We start from the raw sequence: 19,055 nt of genomic DNA, 5'->3' as shown, positions 1-19,055 counted from the left end.
GCAGAAAAAGAAGATCGTCAGACAGGCTTGAGCCAGCTCTCGGCCAGCGCGCCCCAATAGGCGGCACCCGTCAGCAGGATATCGTCGTTGAAGTCATAGGCGGGGTTATGCACCATCGGCCGCGACACGCCATTGCCGATGAACAGATAGCTGCCGGGGCAGCGTTGCAGCATCCAGGCGAAGTCTTCGCTGCCCATCAGCGTGCGGGTGTTGCCGTCCACCGCATCGGCGCCTAGCAAGGCGACGCCAACCTGGCGAGCGAACTCGGTTTCTTCGGCGTGATTGACCAGCACCGGATAGGCCGGGCGGTGTTCGATCTGCGCCGTGCAGCCAAAGCTGGCAGCCTGGGTGTGGATGATGGCGAGCACGCGCTCCAGCATCTGTTCGCGCACCTTGGGGTTGAGCGCGCGCAGGCTCAGACGCAACAGCGCCTCTTGGGGAATCACATTGGCTGCCTGGCCCGCTTGCAGCGCGCCCACCGTGACCACGGCCGCTTCCTGAGTGTCGATATTGCGCGCCACCACCGTCTGCAACGCCATGACCAGACTCGCCGCCGCTACCAACGGGTCCACCGTCAGATGTGGCATGGAGCCATGGCCGCCAACGCCTTCGAGGGTCACCGTGAGCAAGTCCTGCGACGCCATCATCGGCCCGACGCGCAACCCCAGATGCCCCGCCGGCAGCCCCGGCATGTTGTGCATGCCAAACAATCCATCGCAGGGGAAGCGCTCCAGCAAACCATCGGCCAACATGGCTTCGGCACCACCCTGGCCCTCTTCGGCAGGCTGGAAAATCAGGTTCAACGTGCCGTCGAATTGCCGCGTCGCCGCCAGGTAACGCGCGGCGCCAAGCAGCATGGTGGTGTGGCCGTCATGCCCGCAGGCATGCATGCAACCTGCGTGCTGGCTGGTGTAGGCCGCGCCGGTAGTTTCGATGATGGGCAACGCATCCATGTCAGCGCGGATGCCCAGGGTGCGCGAGCTGCTGCCATTGCGCAGCACGCCCACCACGCCGGTCTTGCCGATGCCGGTGTGCACCTCATAGCCCCATTCCCTCAGGCACTGCGCCACGAGGGCCGAGGTGCGGTTCTCTTCGAAACCGAGTTCAGGATGGGCGTGAATGTCGTGGCGCACGGCGCGCAAGTCGCCGGCAACGTCGCTGAGCCAATCCAGGATGTGCTGGTGTGGGCGCATGGTGATTCTCCTCACAGGCGGGTGTTCCCGTTCTTGTTTGCTGCACATCGCCAGATAACCGCGAAGTGCGCAGGAGGACAATCAAAGGTGGTTCCACCCTGTGGAACCTCAGGGCTCCAGGCGACACCCCTGGCGGTCGCCCAGCCACCTCGCCGTGTGCGTGCGCCCCAACCCGCTCGCCGCTACCTCACTGCGCTCCGGGTTATCACTGAACGCACTGGTCGGCACGTACTGCTTCACATACCCGCGGCAATACGCCGCCGGATTGTTCTGCACATACCGGCACGAACAGTATTCCTTGGCCGTATACGCCGCGATGATGTCGGGGAAGGCTTGCAGGTTGACGCGTTCGTGCCAGCCCCACCCCAGCAAGGCGAGCAACAGCAACAGCAACAGGCTGGTAAACGGCCGACGACGAATCATGGTTGCACCGCCGCCAGCACGCGCTTGAGCAGTTCGTTATGGCGATAGCTGCCGTCGCGGTCATCGCCGTAGCGCACGATCACCAGGTGTTCATCGGGCATCACGTATAACGCCTGGCCCCAGTGGCCGAGGGCGGCGAAGGTGTTGGCGGGGGCGTCAGGCCAGGGTCTCGACGCGCCGGTATTGAGCCACCAATGCCCACCCGGGACGGCTTCATCCTGGCCGACCTTGTATTTGTCGAAGGGCTGGCGATTGAAGGCGACCCAGTCTTTGGGCAGCAGTTGTTGATCGCCCCAACGCCCGTCCCGCGCCATCAGCAGGCCGACCCGTGCCAGGTCGCGGGCGGTGAGGTAGGCGTAGGACGAGGCGACGAAGGTTTCGTCGGCGTCGGTTTCCCAGGTGGCGTTGCGAATACCCAGCGGCTTGAACAGCGCATCCCACGGGTAACTCATATAGGCCTTGTGGCCGAGCATGCCCTTGAGGGTGGCGGACAGGATATTGGTGTCGCCGCTCGAATAACGGAACACCTGGCCCGGCTCAGCCGTCGCGTCGGTGTCAGCGGCAAAGTCGGCCATGTCACCGCGACCACGGGTGTAGAGCATCGCCACCACTGACGATTTCAGCGGGGCGTATTCGTAGTCTTCCTGCCAGTCCAGGCCCGAGGCCCAGTTCAGCAGGTCGGCCATGGTCACCTTGGGGTGTTGTTTCATCGGCGGGTAAAAGCGCGCGGCGGGATCGGAGAGTTTGAAGCGGTTCTCGCCGTAGGCCACGCCGAGCACCGTGGCCATCAGGCTTTTGCTGACCGACCAGGTCAGGTGCGGGGTGCTGGCGGTGGTGGGCGCGGCGTAGCGCTCATAGAGGATCACACCATCGCGGATCACCAACAGCGCATCGGTGCGGATGCCTTTGCGGGTGGTGTCGTCACGCGGCGGGAACGCGTAGGCATTTAGGGCATCGACAGCAGGGCCTTCGAGCGGCGTGGCCTTGAGCCAGTCCTTGTCAGGCCAGGTTTCGGCATGGGTGGCAACAGTGACAAACAGCAGGGCAACATACAACAGGCCTCTGACCATGGACGCAGACTCAAGGAACGATCAAACCCGGGAGGCTAGTCAATGCCAATGACCGTTTGAAGACACCGCTCTGTTCTTGAAGGCATACGCCACGTCAATAACCTTTGTTGGTGAAGGCCCTCCCCGCTTGCCCCAACGCTCCTCTCGCCCCTTAAACACCAAAGCGGCGTGACCGTTTGATTCAAAGACGCCCATCCGACCCTGGGCCAACTGCTCAGGCGGCACAGCCTCCACCTCGTCCCAAACACCTAGCCGCCTGAATGCATATTCAAGGCGGCCGCCGCTATTCAGCACGTGCATCGCCTCGGTAAAGCTCGCCGGGCCAGACTCCTGATACCGTTTGGCGCTGACCGCGAACATGAAATTGGCATACAACACCGTCATCGGATCTTCGCCTTTAAGCTGCGCAACAGCTGCGGCCTGTTTCAATTCGTCCTTCGTCAAGAACGTCGATTCCCCGTTTCTCAGCGTGACATGGTAGCCATCGGCCGTTTCACGCACCGATTTGAATACGTCCGTAGGACGCTTGCCAAATTGCATCATCACCGCCTTGATCGCCGCAACAGTCGAGCAATTTGCTTTGTTCCACTGACTGAAATCGCCCCAGATATTTCCGACTTTCCCTCCACCGGTGGACGCCGCAGGTTTGTAGTCAAATAGTTTCTCTCCCGAAACATTGGGCTTTTGACTCATCTTTTCGCCATAGGTACGACCATCTTTAACCCGTGTGCCGGTATGCCCTTCCAGAGGCGCAGGGACTGAAAAGGAAGTCGGCGGGAAGGCCGATGGTGTCGTGTCAGGACGCGGGGGAAACTGCGTAGCAACGGGATTTGGCATAGGTGAGCGCTCTGAAAAGCGGAGCCTGTCTGAAGCTCCTGACAGCTTGAAGGCCCAACTGCCTTCAAACCCGGCCACTGGGTGACCAATACCCCTCATTGGGTTCCCGCGGTCTTCTGCCCTGCGGCTTGCAAGGCGCTGTCATCCAAGCGTCACCATAACTTCATGGAGATGACACCGAGCCTACATAGCCTGACTTTGGACAAACAAGTCGACCGGCCGAAAGGTGGCTGGCACTCGGAGATTCGCCATGACTCAGATCGCCCGCATCAGCGACACCGGCAATGAACGCCGTCTGCAAGCCGAACGCCTGGTTGGCGCGCAGGCGTTGCAGGAAGCCCAGGCCCTGCGGTTCAACGTGTTCAGCGGCGAGTTCAACGCCAAGCTGAAAGGCGCGGAACTGGGCCTGGACATGGATGACTATGATGTTCACTGCAGCCACATCGGTGTGCGGGACTTGAACAGCGGTCGACTGGTGGCCACCACCCGTTTGCTGGACCATCAGGCGGCCAGCACCCTGGGCCGGTTCTACAGCGAAGAAGAATTCAGCCTGCATGGCCTGCTGCACCTGCAAGGCCCGATCCTGGAGATCGGCCGCACCTGCGTCGACCCCGCTTACCGCAACGGCGGCACCATCGCGGTGTTGTGGGGCGAATTGGCCGAAGTGCTCAACCAGGGCGGCTACAGCTACCTGATGGGTTGCGCGAGCATCCCGATGCACGACGGCGGCATCCAGGCCCACGCGATCATGCAGCGCCTGCGCGAACGCTACCTGTGCAACGAACACCTGCGCGCCGAACCGAAAAAACCGCTGCCGGCGCTGGACTTGCCGTCCAACGTGATCGCCGAGATGCCGCCGTTGCTCAAGGCTTACATGCGCCTGGGTGCGAAGATCTGCGGCGAGCCGTGCTGGGATGAAGATTTCCAGGTGGCCGACGTGTTCATCCTGCTCAAGCGCGATGAACTGTGCCCGCGTTACGCGCGCCACTTCAAGGCTGCAATGTGATGAGCCGCCTGCGGGTTTACGGGCGCATTGCCCGCGTGCTGGTGGTGGTGGCGCTGGGCCTGAGCATGGCCAGTGTGTTTGGGGTGTTCGAGCGCTTGGGGATCGCCAATTCGATGGTGCGGCGCCAGCGTTGGTCGCGGTTTTTCATGGCGCGCCTGACCAACGCCCTGCCCTTTCGCGTGACGGTGCACGGCGAATTGCCAACGCAGCCGATGCTATGGGTGAGCAATCACGTGTCCTGGACCGATATTCCGCTGCTCGGCGCCGTGGCGCCGATGTCATTCCTGTCCAAGGCCGAAGTGCGCACCTGGCCGGTGGCGGGCTGGTTGGCGGCCAAGGCTGGCAGCTTGTTTATCCGCCGGGGTTCGGGCGACAGCCAGTTGATCCGCAAGCAGATGACCCGCCACCTGGAGCAACAGCACCCGCTGTTGATGTTCCCGGAAGGCACCACCACCGATGGGCGCAGCCTGCGTACGTTCCACGGGCGCCTGCTGGCCAGTGCGATCGATGCGGATGTGTCGCTGCAACCCGTGGCGATCCGTTACCTGCGTGATGGGCAAGTGGACCCGCTGGCACCCTTTATTGGCGACGATGATTTGCTCTCGCACTTGATGCGCTTGTTTGCCAATGACCAGGGCGATGTGGAAATCCATGTGCTCACGCCGATTGCCTGTGCCGGGCAGGAACGTGCGGCGCTGGCGTATCAAGCGCAGCAGGCAGTGCAGAAGGCGTTGTTCGGGCCGGTGCCGGAAGCGGAACATGTGGATGCTCGACCAGCATTCGCTGCCTGAACTCAAGTGAACACCGTTCAAATGTGGGAGGGGGCTTGCCCCCGATTGGGGTGTGTCAGTCACTGCATGCTTTGACTGAACCATTGCTATCGGGGTAAGCCCCCTCCCACATTCAGCTTTACCTTGTCAGTTGGATCTGTGCGAATGCTTGCAGCTCGGGGTAGAACCGTCGGAAATCTTCACTCAGCGGCTCGTACAACTCTCGTAACTCGTGCATGGCATGCCCCAGTTCCTCGGGTTGTGTCAGCCGCCGCGAAATCCCCCGCAACACCTGCTCCATCACTGCAAACTCTCGGTACGAACCCAGCCAATCATCCGCCGCCATATACGGCGCAATCTGCGCCAGTCGCCCCGGCAATTGCGGTTCGGCGGCAAGCACGCGGTACACCTGCGAGGTGAAGTGTTCCAGTGGCTGGTCGGCATATAGCGCCCAATCCCGCGCCAGGCAGTGGTCGAAAAACACATCGAGGACGATCCCGGCATAACGCCTGCGGGTCAGGCTGAAGCGTGACAACGCCTCCCCCACCAGAGGGTGGCTGTCGGTGAAGCGGTCGATGGAACGATGCAGCTGGATCGCCGATTCGATTTGGGGGCTGAACTGGCCCTGCAGGCGGCCTTTGACAAAGTCGCCATAGAGGCTGCCCAGCAGTTGCGCAGGAAGTTGGCCGCCCAGGTGCAGATGTGCGAGATAATTCATGGCGCGCAGTCTACCACTGCCGTCAACGTATCGTTATAACCCGATATACCGAATGAGCCTAGGCTCAGACCAAAATCATATTGGTATATCGGGATAGACCGATTTAAAGTTCGCCTCATCGCGATATAACGCTGTACGCAACCGAGCACCTGCCATGTCCATCGACCTCGACGAAATAATAAAAGCCCTGGCACACCCAGTACGACGAGACATCCTCACCTGGCTGAAAGACCCGAAAGTGCAATTCCCCGAGCAACTGCACAACCACGAATACGGCATCTGCGCCGGGCAGATCGACCAGCGCTGCGGCTTGTCCCAGTCGACGGTATCGGCCCACCTGGCCACCCTGCAACGCGCCGGGTTGATCAGCAGCCAGAAGGCCGGCCAGTGGCACTTTTTCAAACGCAACGAGGACACCATCCAGGCCTTCCTCGCGGCGCTCACCACCGAACTCAACGCGCACGACAGCGCCGCGTTGTAACAAGGAAACGCCAATGCCCCTCTCGCTCCTCATACTGGCCCTCAGCGCCTTCGCCATCGGCACCACCGAGTTCGTCATCATGGGCTTGTTGCCCGATGTGGCGACGGACCTGGGTGTGTCGATTCCCGGCGCCGGCTGGCTGGTGACCGGTTACGCCCTGGGCGTGGCCATCGGCGCGCCCTTCATGGCATTGGCCACCGCCAAATTGCCACGCAAGGCGGCGCTGGTAGCGTTGATGGGCATCTTCATTATCGGCAACTTGCTCTGTGCCCTGGCCAGTGACTACAACGTGCTGATGTTTGCCCGTGTGGTCACCGCGCTGTGCCACGGTGCGTTCTTCGGGATCGGTTCAGTGGTGGCGGCCAACCTGGTGCCGGCCAACAAGCGTGCTTCGGCCGTGGCCCTGATGTTCACCGGCCTGACCCTGGCCAATGTGCTCGGCGTGCCGCTGGGCACCGCGCTGGGCCAGGCAGCCGGCTGGCGCTCGACCTTCTGGGCAGTGACGGTGATTGGTGTGGTGGCGTTGATCGGCCTGATCCGCTTCCTGCCGGCCAGGCGTGACGAAGAAAAACTCGACATGCGCGCCGAACTCGCCGCCCTCAAGGGCGCCGGCATCTGGCTGTCGCTGAGCATGACCGCGCTGTTTGCCGCGTCCATGTTCACCCTATTCACCTACGTCGCGCCGCTGCTCGGCGATGTCACCGGCGTGTCGCCCAAGGGCGTGACCTGGACCCTGCTGCTGATCGGCCTGGGCCTCACCGTGGGTAACATCATCGGCGGCAAGCTGGCGGACAAGCGCCTGGCGGCCACTCTGATCGGCGTGTTCATCAGCATGGCGGTGGTCTCCACGGCACTGACCTGGACCAGCGTCGCCGTGATCCCCACCGAAATCACCCTGTTCCTGTGGGCCACCGCCTCGTTTGCCGCCGTGCCTGCGTTGCAGATCAACGTGGTGACCTTCGGCAAGGCCGCACCGAACCTGGTGTCCACCCTGAACATCGGCGCGTTCAACATCGGCAACGCCCTGGGTGCCTGGGTAGGCGGCAGTGTGATCGCCCACGGTTTCGGCCTGACCAGCGTGCCCTTGGCCGCAGCGGCCCTGTCGATTCTCGCGCTGCTGGTGACGCTGATTACTTTCCGTCAGGGCGGCGATGCCGACCTGGCCCTCGCTACCCACCGATCAACCACTTATTAGAGAAAGGTGTTATCCCATGACGACTATTTTCGATCCGATCAAACTGGGCGACCTGGAACTGTCGAACCGCATCATCATGGCGCCGCTGACCCGCTGCCGTGCCGATGAAGGTCGCGTGCCCAACGCTCTGATGGCCGAGTACTACGTGCAACGTGCTTCCGCCGGGCTGATCCTCAGCGAAGCCACTTCCGTGACGCCGATGGGCGTGGGCTACCCGGACACCCCAGGCATCTGGTCCAACGACCAGGTGCGCGGCTGGGCCAACGTGACCAAGGCCGTGCACGGCGCGGGCGGCAAGATCTTCCTGCAACTGTGGCACGTGGGCCGTATTTCCCATGAGTCGTACCTGAACGGCGAAAGCCCGGTAGCCCCGAGCGCGATCCAGCCTAAGGGCCACGTCAGCCTCGTGCGTCCACTGGCGGACTACCCGACCCCACGCGCCCTGGAAACAGCGGAGATCGCCGATATCGTCGACGCCTACCGCACCGGCGCCGAGAACGCCAAGGCCGCCGGCTTCGACGGCGTGGAAATCCACGGCGCCAACGGCTACCTGCTCGACCAGTTCCTGCAAAGCAGCACCAACAAACGCACCGATCAGTACGGCGGCTGCCTGGAAAACCGTGCACGCCTGCTGCTGGAAGTGACCGACGCCGCCATCGAAGTCTGGGGCGCTGGCCGCGTGGGTGTGCACCTGGCACCACGCGCCGACTCCCATGACATGGGCGATGACAACCTGGCGGAAACCTTTACCTACGTTGCCAGCGAACTGGGCAAGCGTGGCATCGCGTTTATCTGCTCCCGTGAGAAAGAAGGTGCGGACAGCCTTGGCCCACAACTGAAGAAAGCCTTTGGCGGCACCTACATCGCCAACGAGCGCTTCACCAAGGACAGCGCCAATGCCTGGCTGGCCTCGGGCAAGGCGGATGCGGTGGCCTTCGGTGTGCCATTCATTGCCAACCCGGACCTGCCGGCGCGCTTGAAAGCCGATGCACCGCTGAACGAAGCGCATCCGGAAACCTTCTATGCCAAAGGCCCGGTCGGCTACATCGACTACCCGACGCTGGCGCTCTGATGTAATCCGCTGTTTGAGAGAGTCACGGCTTCAATGCCGTGGCACTCTTACTCCACCCTGCGTGCAGCCTCGTATACACAACTCTCCAACGGCCTTGCGCCTTCTTCAGACAGGTAATATCGAACATATCCCCGCACACGCGGATCTGACTTACACGCAGCGCGCACTTCATTATTCAGACTGGCATCCGCCTCGTAATTAAATGAAGGTTCGCTGCGGATGCTGAATATAAAAAGTCGCCCTCCTGCTTCACAAAAGACAAAAAAGCCGTCACCAGCCTTGAGCGTAGCCAACATCCTGGCCATGCTGGCAATTGTGTCGTTGATGCCGATTCAAGCTCAGGCTTATGCCGAACAGGGCCGCCTGAATGACGCCGCCAGTTGGCGCAGCGATGAGTTCAAGCTGAACTGGGGACTCGGCGCGATTGGGGCGGACTATGCTTACGCCCGTGGGTTAAGTGGCAGCGGCGTGCGCTTGGGTGTTTTTGACACCGGAACCGACTTGCGCCATGGCGAGTTTTCGGGGAAAGAGCATTACGGCTTACGCCTTGCCGAGCGAGGCTGTACCAGCGAGACGGCCTCTCGCATTGGTGATGGTTGCTATTTTACCGAAGGCGATCGCGCTCAAGTCCTGTACTTGGACAGTGCTGTCAGATACGAAGACCACGGCACTCATGTGGCTGGAACGATGGTTGCCAATCGAGACGGCAACGGCACGCACGGTGTGGCCTACGCAAGTGATTTGAGCGCAATACGGCTAACCATGAATCTATTCTATGTCGGGGGAGAGTTCCTGGGCGGACGTGAGGTGCAATCCGCCCAGATACACGCTGCCTATGCGCAACTACGCGAACAGAATGCAAGGGTTGTCAACCACAGCTGGAGCTCAGGTTCGCCGCTGACTGAAGCTGAACTTGATGAAGAGCTGGCTCAGGTATACAACGCTGGTAACGATCTCGGCCAGGGTTCCAGGGACTTTGGAATCCTGCAAATCTGGGCAGCGGGCAATACCAATATTGCGAACGTATCACCTGAGAACGCGCCGCTTGCCAGCACCGAGGCCAGCCTGCCGAGGATACTGCCGGAATTGGAGCGGTACTGGCTGAGTGTGGTCAATCTGCGTCAGGACCTCACTCTGGATCTCAGCTCCAATCGTTGTGGATTCAGCAAAGAGTGGTGCCTGGCTGCCCCCGGCACAGACATCACCTCCACGACAGTCAGCGGTGACATACAGACAACATTGAGCTACGGAGCAGATGGCAAACCAAACGAACTGAAAGTCACAGGAGATCGCCCAGACTTTGATTACGCAGAGGGTACCGGTACCTCGTTCGCCGCCCCGCAGGTCAGCGGCGGCCTCGCCCTGCTGATAGAGCGTTTCCCCTACCTAGACAACCCACAAATCCGTGACGTGTTGCTCACCACCGCCACCGACCTGGGCGCGCCCGGTGTCGACGACGTGTACGGCTGGGGCTTGATGAACCTGAAAAAAGCCATCGATGGCCCCGGCCAGTTGCGGGTCGACACCGACGTGAATATGGACCGTTACGCTGGTGGTACAAAAGTCTGGCAAGGCAGCGCCTGGGACGATTGGCGTAACGACATCGGCGGCCCTGGCCGTCTTGGCAAGTCCGGTGTGGGCTGGTTGCGTCTGAGCGGTGAAAACAGCTTTGCCGGGGCTACGCTCACGCAGGGTATTCTGGAGCTGGACGGCGTCAATCGCTTGAGCAGTGACGTCAAGGTAGAAGGCGGCGCGCTCATCCTCAACGGCACTCTGCACAACACTGACCTTAACGTCAGCGCGGGTCTTGCCCAGATCAACGGCAGCCAAACCGGTGCCAATACGCTGGTCGGCGCAAAAGGCACGCTAATGGGTGCCGGCACGCTGGCCAGCACTCGGGTTGAAGGCACGATCATGCCAGGTAGTGATCGCCAGGCCTTGAACATCAATGGTGATTATCAACAAGTCACCGGCTCGACGCTGGTTGCCTTGTCCCACGCGAACCCAGAGCAACCGGCGCTAAGCGTGACCGGCCAAGCCCGAGTCGACGGCGGCACGCTGCGCATGGTGCGCCAGGACGGCGCCCTGCCCTTGGGCCAGCGCTATACCATCCTGTATGCCGACAACGGTGTGAACGGTGGGTTTACGTCAATTGATCACAGCACACTTTCACCCTTCCTCAGCTTCAACCAACTACTGGACGCCAACAACCTGTGGGTCGATGTCGGGCGTGGCCGCTCACTGGCGTCGGCCGCCAACACGGCAAACCAGCGTGCCGTGGCGGATGCCGCTGACCGTGAGGCGATATCCGGGCCCTTGCCTCAGCGCCTCACTGCGCTGTTTGCTGAGCAAGCGCCGCACGCCCTGGATCAACTCAGCGGCGAATTGCATGCCAGCAGCCAGGCGGTGTTGATCGACAACAGCCGTATCGTGCGCGACGCGGCCTTGGATCGGGCCCGCAGCACGCCCGGTATGCGCAGTCGCGAGCCGCAGGCGCAACGGTCGGGCGCGTGGGTACAACTGCCTCGTCAATCAGGCGCAGCCGGCGGCGACGGCAACACAGCCCGAACAGCGCACACCACGACCGGCCTGCTGGTGGGTGTGGATCACGCCTTGGAACAAGGCACGAGGATGGGCGTGGTGCTCGGCAGTGACAATACAGACGTGAAAGCGGGCTCTCGAGGCAAGGCAAGTATTGACAGCTACCAGATCGGCCTGCACGTGGGCCATGCCTGGGACGCGTTCGGGCTGTATGCCGGCACGGCCTACGGCCAGCATGCGATTCAGACCAGACGGCGGGTCAACTTCCCCGGCATCAACGAACGCCTTTCGGCCGACTACAGTGCCCGCACCCTGCAACTGTTCACAGAAGCCAACTATCGTTTCGACCAAGGTGCCTGGGACTGGCAGCCGTATGTGCAACTGGCTCAGGTGCGCCAGCGCAGTGACGGTTTCAGTGAGCGCGGTGGCGTCAGCGCACTCAAAGGCAAAGGCTCAAAAGAAACCGTCAACCTGACCACCGGTGGCATGCGGTTCAACATTGACTTGGACAAAACGCAAATCGGCCCGTCATGGCTGAGCCTGCACGGTGGCGCAGCCTACACCCTGGCCAGCGGCGACCTGCAACCCACCACCGAGGCAGCCTGGGCCGGCGGGGCAAATCTGCAAGTGGGCGGTGCGCCGCTCAATCGCCGTACCACCCACCTCGAACTGGGCGCCACCGCCAGCCTGACCCGCGACAGCTCGCTGGAGCTGCGTTTGAGCCAGGAACGGGGCGAACGCTTGCGCGATCAAAACATCACTGCGCGGTACTCATTCAATTTTTAAGCAGCACGACTGCGCTCTAGAGTCTCAGGTCACGGTCAACGTCGCAAAATGCTGAAACGAAAAAGCCCCGGCTCGCAGGAACCGGGGCTTTTTCATGGGGCCTAGGAAACACTCCTTCACAGCCCTGCAACAAAATCGCTACAAAATACTTAGGCGGCTACCTATCAACCGCCCGCCAGCCCGTATATAAAGTCACCCCACCCATCAGTCAGAAGGACGATTGACGGTCCTTGGGCTTTACTGTTGACACAACCTGATGCAATTACGCATTTTGTCTTAATTGCGCAGGCTTGGGCTCCAGCGCAGCATGTCCAGCCCGGCGTCCACCCAGCGTTCGGCTTCCTGATGCAGTTGGAAGCTGTCGGGTACCAGCAGCCACTGGCCGATCAGCCCGTTGATGTAGGCGTGGATGCACACCGCGCCACGGGTGGTATCGAGGTTTTCCGGAAGTTGCCCGCGATGGACCGCATTACGCAATGTCAGGCCGATGCGCAGGTTGCATTCCTGGCTGTGGGTCTGGCGCTGGCGACGCATGTCGCACATTTCATCGGTGAATTCGCACTTATGGAACAAGATCTCGTTGATGCGCCGGGTTTTCGGGTCCAGGGCCACTTGATGGAACAAATGAATCAACAACTTGCGCATACAGCCCAGCGGGTCGAGTTCATCCTCGCTTTCACTGGCCCTGGCCAACTCGTCCAGCGGCTCATGCAGCGTGTCGAGCAGCGCCTGGAGCAAATCGGATTTATTGCTGAAATGCCAGTAGATAGCGCCCCGCGTCACACCGGCCAGCGCGGCGATATCCGCCAGCGTGGTCCGCGCAACGCCACGTTCATAGAAGGCTTGCTCGGCGGCCTGGAGAATCTGGCTGCGCGTTTCCTGAGCTTCCTCTTTAGTGCGACGAACCATGGCAGTAAAACCTCAATCGGGACACGGTGGGTGGTGGTTGGCCACCGTCTGAATCATTGTGGGACGACACCGTCATGGGCGCCGAACGTACTAAAATCGAGGCTTTGGGCGTTGCTTTGTCAACATTCCGCGAAGCCTGTCAAGAGTTTACAAACAACCATGAACGTAAGTATATTGCGTAGCAAGCTACTTATCTACTCACAGCTTGTTTTTTACCCTTCCACACTTCTTGTGCGCACCTTGCGCGCCTGACCCGAGGATCTTCATGCAACTTAAGCCAGCTGTTACCGCTCTGGTCACTGCCGTCGCCCTGGCATCGCTGCTCAGCGGATGTAAAAAGGAAGAAGCGGCTCCGCCCGCCCAAACCCCTCAGGTCGGCGTGGTCACCATTCAACCGCAAGCCTATACCCTGACGACCGAGCTGCCAGGCCGCACCACCGCCTACCGCATCGCGGAAGTTCGCCCACAGGTCAACGGCATCATTCTCAAGCGCCTGTTCAAGGAAGGTGGCGACGTGAAGGAAGGGCAACAGCTCTACCAGATCGACCCGTCGGTGTATGACGCCACCCTGAAAAGCGCACAGGCCAGCCTGACCCAGACCAAGTCCATCTCCGACCGCTACAAGCAGTTGGTCGATGAGCAGGCCGTCAGCCGTCAGGAATACGACACCGCCGTCGCCAACCGCATGACCGCGGAAGCCAACGTTCAAACCGCCCAGATCAACGTGCGCTATACCAAAGTGTTCGCGCCGATCTCCGGGCGTATCGGCCGTTCTTCGGTAACCGAAGGCGCGCTGGTCAGCAACGGCCAGGCCGATGCCATGGCCGTCATCCAGCAACTGGACCCGATCTACGTCGACGTCACGCAGTCTTCGGCCGAAATGCTGAAACTGCGCCGCGACCTGGAAAGCGGCCAGCTGGAAAAAGCCGGCGCCAACGCGGCCAAGGTCAAGCTGACCCTGGAAGACGGCACTGCCTATGGCCAGGACGGCAAGCTGGAGTTCTCCGAAGTATCGGTCGACCAGACCACCGGCTCCGTGACCCTGCGCGCCGTGTTCCCCAACCCTGACCACACCCTGCTGCCAGGCATGTTCGTGCACGCCCAGTTGCAAGCCGGCGTGAACAGCAAGGCCATCCTGGCACCGCAACAAGGCGTGACCCGTGATATCAAAGGTATCCCGACCGCCATGGTGGTGAACAAGGACAACAAGGTCGAGCAGCGTCAACTGGTGGCCAACCGCACTGCCGGCGCCTACTGGCTGGTGGAAAAAGGCCTGGACGCCGGTGACCGCGTGATCACCGAAGGCCTGCAATTCATCAAGCCGGGCATCGAAGTCAAGGTCAAGGACGCCGACAACGCCAAGCCTGCCGGTTCTGCTCCCGCTCCTGCCGCCGCTGCTGGCCAGGGGGAGTAACCCATGTCGAAATTTTTTATCGACCGTCCCATTTTCGCCTGGGTAATTGCTCTGGTGATCATGCTGGTCGGGGCATTGTCGATCCTGAAGTTGCCCATCAACCAATACCCGGCCATCGCGCCAACCGCCATCGACATCCAGGTGACCTACCCAGGCGCGTCCGCACAAACCGTGCAGGACACCGTGGTGCAGGTGATCGAGCAACAGCTCAACGGTATCGACAACCTGCGTTATGTCGCCTCGGACAGTAACTCCGACGGCAGCATGACCATCACCGCGACGTTCAACCAGGGTACCAACCCGGACATCGCCCAGGTCCAGGTGCAAAACAAGCTGAACCTGGCGACCCCGCTGCTGCCGCAAGAAGTGCAGCAGCAGGGTATCCGCGTGACCAAGTCGGTGAAGAACTTCCTGATGGTGATCGGTCTGGTGTCGGAAGACGGCAGCATGACCAAGGACGACCTGTCCAACTACATCGTGTCCAACATCCAGGACCCGATCTCGCGGACGGCAGGTGTAGGTGACTTCCAGGTGTTCGGTTCGCAGTACGCCATGCGTATCTGGCTCGACCCGGCCAAGTTGAACAACTACCAGTTGACCCCGGTCGACGTCAGCACCGCCATCGCGGCGCAGAACGTCCAGGTGGCCACCGGCCAATTGGGCGGCCTGCCTGCCCTGCCCGGTACCCAGCTGAACGCAACCATCATCGGCAAGACCCGCCTGCAGACCGCTGAAGAGTTCGGCAAGATCCTGATGAAGGTCAATACCGACGGTTCCCAGGTTCGCCTGCGTGACATCGCACGGATCGAACTGGGTGGCCAGAACTACAGCATCAGCGCACAGTTCAACGGCAAGCCGGCGTCGGGTATGGCGATCAAGCTCGCCTCGGGCGCCAACGCCCTGGACACCGCCAAGGCCATCCGTGCCACCGTGGCGTCCCTGGAACCGTTCTTCCCGCCAGGCATGAAGGCAGTGGTGCCGTATGACACCACGCCGGTAGTGACCGAATCGATCTCCGGTGTAGTCCATACCCTGGTCGAAGCGATCGTGCTGGTGTTCCTGGTGATGTTCCTGTTCCTGCAGAACTTCCGCGCCACCATCATCACCACCATGACCGTACCGGTGGTATTGCTGGGTACCTTCGGGATCCTGGCCGCGTTCGGTTTCACCATCAACACCCTGACCATGTTCGGCATGATCCTGGCCATCGGCCTGCTGGTGGACGATGCCATCGTCGTGGTGGAAAACGTCGAGCGGGTAATGGCCGAGGAACACCTGTCGCCCAAGGAGGCGACGGTCAAGTCCATGGGCCAGATCCAGGGTGCCCTGGTCGGTATTGCCCTGGTGCTGTCGGCGGTACTGTTGCCGATGGCATTCTTCGGTGGCTCCACCGGTGTGATCTACAAACAGTTCTCCATCACCATCGTTTCGGCCATGGCGTTGTCGGTACTGGTTGCCCTGATCTTCACCCCGGCCTTGTGCGCCACCATGCTCAAGCCGATCGACCCTGAGAAGCACGGCCAACCCAAGCGGGGTTTCTTCGGCTGGTTCAACCGCACCTTCGACCGTGGCGTACTGAGCTACGAGCGCGGCGTGGGCAACATGATCAAGCACAAGTTTCCAGCATTCTTCGTGTACCTGATCATCTTCGCCGGCATGATCTGGCTGTTCACCCGCATTCCGAGCGCGTTCCTGCCGGAAGAAGACCAGGGCGTGATCTTTGCCCAGGTGCAGACCCCGGTCGGTTCTTCGGCCGAACGTACGCAGAAGGTCATCGACGACATGCGTGCCTTCCTGCTCAACGACAAGGAAGGCGAGCCGGGCGAAGGCAAGGCGGTGAAGTCGGTATTCACCGTAAACGGCTTCAACTTCGCCGGTCGTGGCCAGAGTTCGGGCCTGGCGTTCGTGATGCTCAAGCCGTGGGATGAACGGGATGCGTCCACCTCGGTATTCGAAGTGGCCAAGCGTGCCCAGGGTTACTTCTTCGGTGCTTTCAAGGACGCCATGGTGTTCGCCATCGTGCCGCCTTCGGTACTGGAATTGGGTAACGCCACCGGTTTCGACGTGTTCCTGCAAGACCAGGGCGGCGTTGGCCACCAGAAGCTGATGGATGCACGCAACCAGTTCCTCGGGGCTGCCGCGCAAAGCAAGATCCTGGCGGGTGTGCGCCCCAACGGCGTGAACGATGAGCCGCAGTACGAGCTCACCGTCGACGACGAGAAGGCCAGTGCCCAGGGTATTTCGCTGTCGAGCATCAACCAGACCCTGGCGATCGCCCTGGGTGGCAGCTACGTCAACGACTTCATCGACCGTGGTCGGGTGAAGAAGGTGTACGTGCAGGGTGAAGCCGCTGGTCGCATGTCCCCAGAAGACCTGGACAAATGGTACGTGCGCAGCGACTCCGGGAAGATGGTGCCAATGTCGGCGATTTCCTCGGGCAAATGGATCTACGGTTCGCCCAAGCTCTCGCGCTACAACGGTGTAGCGGCAATGGAAATCCTCGGTACCCCGGCCCCGGGCTACAGTACCGGCGACGCCATGGCCGAAGTCGAACGTATCGCCAAGGAACTGCCGGCCGGTATCGGCTACGCGTGGACCGGGCTGTCGTACGAAGAACGTCTGTCCGGCTCCCAGGCGCCTGCGCTGTACGCGTTGTCGCTGCTGGTGGTGTTCCTGTGCCTCGCGGCCCTGTACGAAAGCTGGTCGATCCCGATTGCCGTGGTGCTGGTCGTGCCGCTGGGTGTGGTAGGTGCGTTGATCGCCACCAGCATGCGCGGGTTGTCCAACGACGTGTTCTTCCAGGTGGGCCTGTTGGTGACGGTGGGCCTGGCGGCGAAAAACGCCATCCTGATCGTGGAGTTCGCCAAAGAACTTCACGAACAAGGCAAGGGCATCGTCGAGTCGGCCATCGAAGCCTCGCGGATGCGTCTGCGCCCGATCATCATGACCTCCATGGCGTTCATCCTCGGCGTATTGCCGCTGGCGATCTCCTCGGGCGCAGGTTCGGGCAGCCAGCATGCCATCGGTACCGGTGTAATCGGCGGTATGATCACGGCCACCGTGCTGGCGATCTTCTGGGTGCCGCTGTTCTTCGCAACCGTATCCGCCGCTGGCGAACGTAAAAAGACTGACACAACTGAAACCCCTAAAGAGGCTGGCCAATGAGCAAGTCGCTACTTTCCCTAGCCGTCACCGCATTCGTGCTCAGTGGCTGCTCGCTGATACCTGACTATCAGCGCCCCGAAGCGCCGGTGGCCGCACAGTTCCCGCAGGGGCCGGCGTATTCGTCGGCCCAGGCGCCGAGCCAGGCCGCTGTCGAGCAGGGCTGGAAGCAGTTTTTCCATGATCCTGCCCTGCAACAGCTGATCCAGACCGCGCTGGTGAACAACCGTGACCTGCGTGTCGCGGCCCTGAACATCGACGCCTATGCCGCGCAGTACCAGATCCAGCGCGCCGACCTGTTCCCAGCCGTGTCGGCCACGGGCAGCGGCAGCCGTTCGCGTACCCCGGCCCGCTTGTCGCAGACCGGCGAATCGACCATCAGCAGCCAATACTCGGCCGGTCTCGGGATCAGCTCGTATGAGCTGGACCTGTTCGGTCGCGTACGCAGCCTGAGCGAAGAAGCCCTGCAGAAGTACTTCGCCACCGAAGAAGCACGGCGCAGTACCCAGATCAGCCTGGTGGCCAGCGTGGCCAACGCCTACCTGACCTGGCAGGCCGACAAGGAACTGCTCAAGCTGACCCAGGACACCCTGGACGCGTACGAGCAAAGCTTCAAGCTCACCTCGCGCAGCAACGAAGTCGGCGTGGCCTCGGCCCTCGACCTGAGCCAATCGCGTACCTCGGTGGAAAACGCCCGGGTTGCCCTGGCGCGTTATACCCGCCAGGTGGCCCAGGACGAAAACAGCCTGACCCTGCTGCTGGGCACCGGCCTGCCGGCGAATATCGTCAGCAAGCCGCTGTCGGATAACCTGCTCAGCGAAGTGCCGGCCGGCTTGCCATCGGACCTGCTGCAACGTCGTCCCGACATCATGCAAGCCGAGTACAACCTCAAGGCCGCCAACGCCAACATCGGTGCGGCCCGTGCCGCGTTCTTCCCGAGCATCAGCCTGACCGCCAGCGCCGGTACCGCGAGCCCTAACCTCGGCGGCCTGTTCAAAGGCGGTTCGGGCACCTGGTCGTTCGCCCCGCAGATCAACATCCCGATCTTCAACGCCGGTAGCCTGCGCGCCAGCCTGGACTACTCGAAGATCCAGAAAGAGATCAACGTGGCCAACTACGAGAAGGCGATCCAGACCGGCTTCCAGGAAGTCTCCGACGGCCTTGCCGCACGTGAGACCTACAAGCAGCAACTGGACGCCCAGCGTGGCTTCGTCGCGGCCAACCAGGATTACTACCGCCTGGCCGAGCGTCGCTACCGCATTGGTGTCGACAGCAACCTGACGTTCCTCGATGCCCAGCGCCAACTGTTCAGTGCCCAGCAATCGCTGATCACCGACCGCCTGGCGCAACTCACCAGCGAGGTCAACCTGTACAAGGCCCTCGGCGGTGGCTGGAACGAGCAGACCGCGAAGAACGAACCGTTGAAAGAAGAAGCACCGCCACTGAAGTTGTTCTGATAACACCCGCGTCAACGAAGC

General features: G+C 61.4%; 15 protein-coding genes. 9 read left to right on the top strand and 6 right to left on the bottom strand.

All coding sequences use genetic code 11. The features are described 5' to 3' along the window. Positions 1-17 precede the first annotated feature (17 nt). From BM017_RS03615 to BM017_RS03600, 4 genes are all read right to left on the bottom strand, one after another. The gene (locus BM017_RS03615) at positions 18-1,193 is read right to left on the bottom strand and encodes a M20 aminoacylase family protein (RefSeq protein WP_092241308.1); all 1,176 of its coding nucleotides are present in this window, start codon (positions 1,191-1,193) and stop codon (positions 18-20) included. Positions 1,194-1,301: 108 nt separating this feature from the next. After that, positions 1,302-1,616 (bottom strand): amidase, encoded by a 315-nt coding sequence (locus BM017_RS03610; RefSeq protein ID WP_092241307.1) that lies wholly within the window; start codon positions 1,614-1,616, stop codon positions 1,302-1,304. Then, positions 1,613-2,686 (bottom strand): serine hydrolase domain-containing protein, encoded by a 1,074-nt coding sequence (locus BM017_RS03605; RefSeq protein WP_092241305.1) that lies wholly within the window; start codon positions 2,684-2,686, stop codon positions 1,613-1,615. The genes BM017_RS03610 and BM017_RS03605 overlap by 4 nt, the downstream gene beginning before the upstream one ends. Before the next feature lie 39 nt (positions 2,687-2,725). Further along, positions 2,726-3,523, bottom strand: a complete 798-nt coding sequence (locus BM017_RS03600) for a hypothetical protein (RefSeq protein WP_139216843.1) — start codon at positions 3,521-3,523, stop codon at positions 2,726-2,728. 250 nt (positions 3,524-3,773) lie between these two features. Here BM017_RS03600 and olsB point away from each other — a divergent pair, with 250 nt between their 5' ends. Together olsB and BM017_RS03590 are read left to right on the top strand one after the other, a co-directional pair. Beyond that, positions 3,774-4,529, top strand: coding sequence for an L-ornithine N(alpha)-acyltransferase (gene olsB, locus BM017_RS03595; protein WP_003172415.1), 756 nt, complete (start codon positions 3,774-3,776; stop codon positions 4,527-4,529). Then, on the top strand, positions 4,529-5,320 hold the full coding sequence (locus tag BM017_RS03590; RefSeq protein WP_071488882.1) for a lysophospholipid acyltransferase family protein: 792 nt from the start codon (positions 4,529-4,531) through the stop codon (positions 5,318-5,320). Before olsB ends, BM017_RS03590 begins: the two co-directional genes overlap by 1 nt. Before the next feature lie 118 nt (positions 5,321-5,438). Here the strand turns inward: BM017_RS03590 and BM017_RS03585 are convergent, their stop codons facing one another. Beyond that, a complete protein-coding gene (locus BM017_RS03585) occupies positions 5,439-6,017 on the bottom strand; it encodes an acyl carrier protein phosphodiesterase (RefSeq protein WP_071488881.1) in 579 nt (192 codons plus the stop codon). Positions 6,018-6,171: 154 nt separating this feature from the next. Between BM017_RS03585 and BM017_RS03580 the strand changes: the two genes are divergently transcribed. The 4 genes from BM017_RS03580 to BM017_RS03565 all read left to right on the top strand — a co-directional run bounded on the left by BM017_RS03580 (position 6,172) and on the right by BM017_RS03565 (position 12,092). Then, positions 6,172-6,498, top strand: coding sequence for an ArsR/SmtB family transcription factor (locus tag BM017_RS03580; protein WP_092241301.1), 327 nt, complete (start codon positions 6,172-6,174; stop codon positions 6,496-6,498). A gap of 13 nt (positions 6,499-6,511) precedes the next feature. Beyond that, positions 6,512-7,693, top strand: coding sequence for an MFS transporter (locus tag BM017_RS03575; RefSeq protein ID WP_092241299.1), 1,182 nt, complete (start codon positions 6,512-6,514; stop codon positions 7,691-7,693). Between the two features lie 16 nt (positions 7,694-7,709). Further along, positions 7,710-8,765: an alkene reductase gene (locus tag BM017_RS03570; RefSeq protein ID WP_092241297.1), complete on the top strand. Its 1,056-nt coding sequence runs from the start codon at positions 7,710-7,712 to the stop codon at positions 8,763-8,765. Positions 8,766-9,044: 279 nt separating this feature from the next. Continuing rightward, positions 9,045-12,092: an autotransporter domain-containing protein gene (locus BM017_RS03565; RefSeq protein WP_170856029.1), complete on the top strand. Its 3,048-nt coding sequence runs from the start codon at positions 9,045-9,047 to the stop codon at positions 12,090-12,092. A 276-nt stretch (positions 12,093-12,368) separates the two neighbouring features. On the opposite strand, the gene BM017_RS03560 is transcribed toward BM017_RS03565, so the two are convergent. After that, a complete protein-coding gene (locus BM017_RS03560) occupies positions 12,369-13,001 on the bottom strand; it encodes a TetR family transcriptional regulator (RefSeq protein WP_071488878.1) in 633 nt (210 codons plus the stop codon). Positions 13,002-13,266: 265 nt separating this feature from the next. On the opposite strand from BM017_RS03560, the gene BM017_RS03555 reads away from it, so the two are divergent. The 3 genes from BM017_RS03555 to adeC are packed head-to-tail and all read left to right on the top strand — an operon-like array spanning position 13,267 to position 19,034. After that, complete coding sequence (locus tag BM017_RS03555) at positions 13,267-14,415, top strand: efflux RND transporter periplasmic adaptor subunit (protein WP_058425202.1); 1,149 nt, start codon at positions 13,267-13,269, stop codon at positions 14,413-14,415. A 3-nt stretch (positions 14,416-14,418) separates the two neighbouring features. Beyond that, complete coding sequence (locus BM017_RS03550; protein WP_071488877.1) at positions 14,419-17,580, top strand: efflux RND transporter permease subunit; 3,162 nt, start codon at positions 14,419-14,421, stop codon at positions 17,578-17,580. Beyond that, positions 17,577-19,034 carry an AdeC/AdeK/OprM family multidrug efflux complex outer membrane factor gene (gene adeC, locus BM017_RS03545; protein ID WP_092241293.1) on the top strand — a complete coding sequence of 486 codons (1,458 nt, stop codon included), beginning with the start codon at positions 17,577-17,579 and terminating at the stop codon, positions 19,032-19,034. The genes BM017_RS03550 and adeC overlap by 4 nt, the downstream gene beginning before the upstream one ends. The last annotated feature ends 21 nt before the right edge of the window (positions 19,035-19,055 follow it).

Source organism: Pseudomonas sp. NFPP04 (assembly GCF_900113815.1).
GTDB lineage: Bacteria > Pseudomonadota > Gammaproteobacteria > Pseudomonadales > Pseudomonadaceae > Aquipseudomonas > Aquipseudomonas extremorientalis.
Note: the sequence above shows the minus strand (reverse complement) of the source record. Positions and strands in the feature narration are given on the sequence as shown.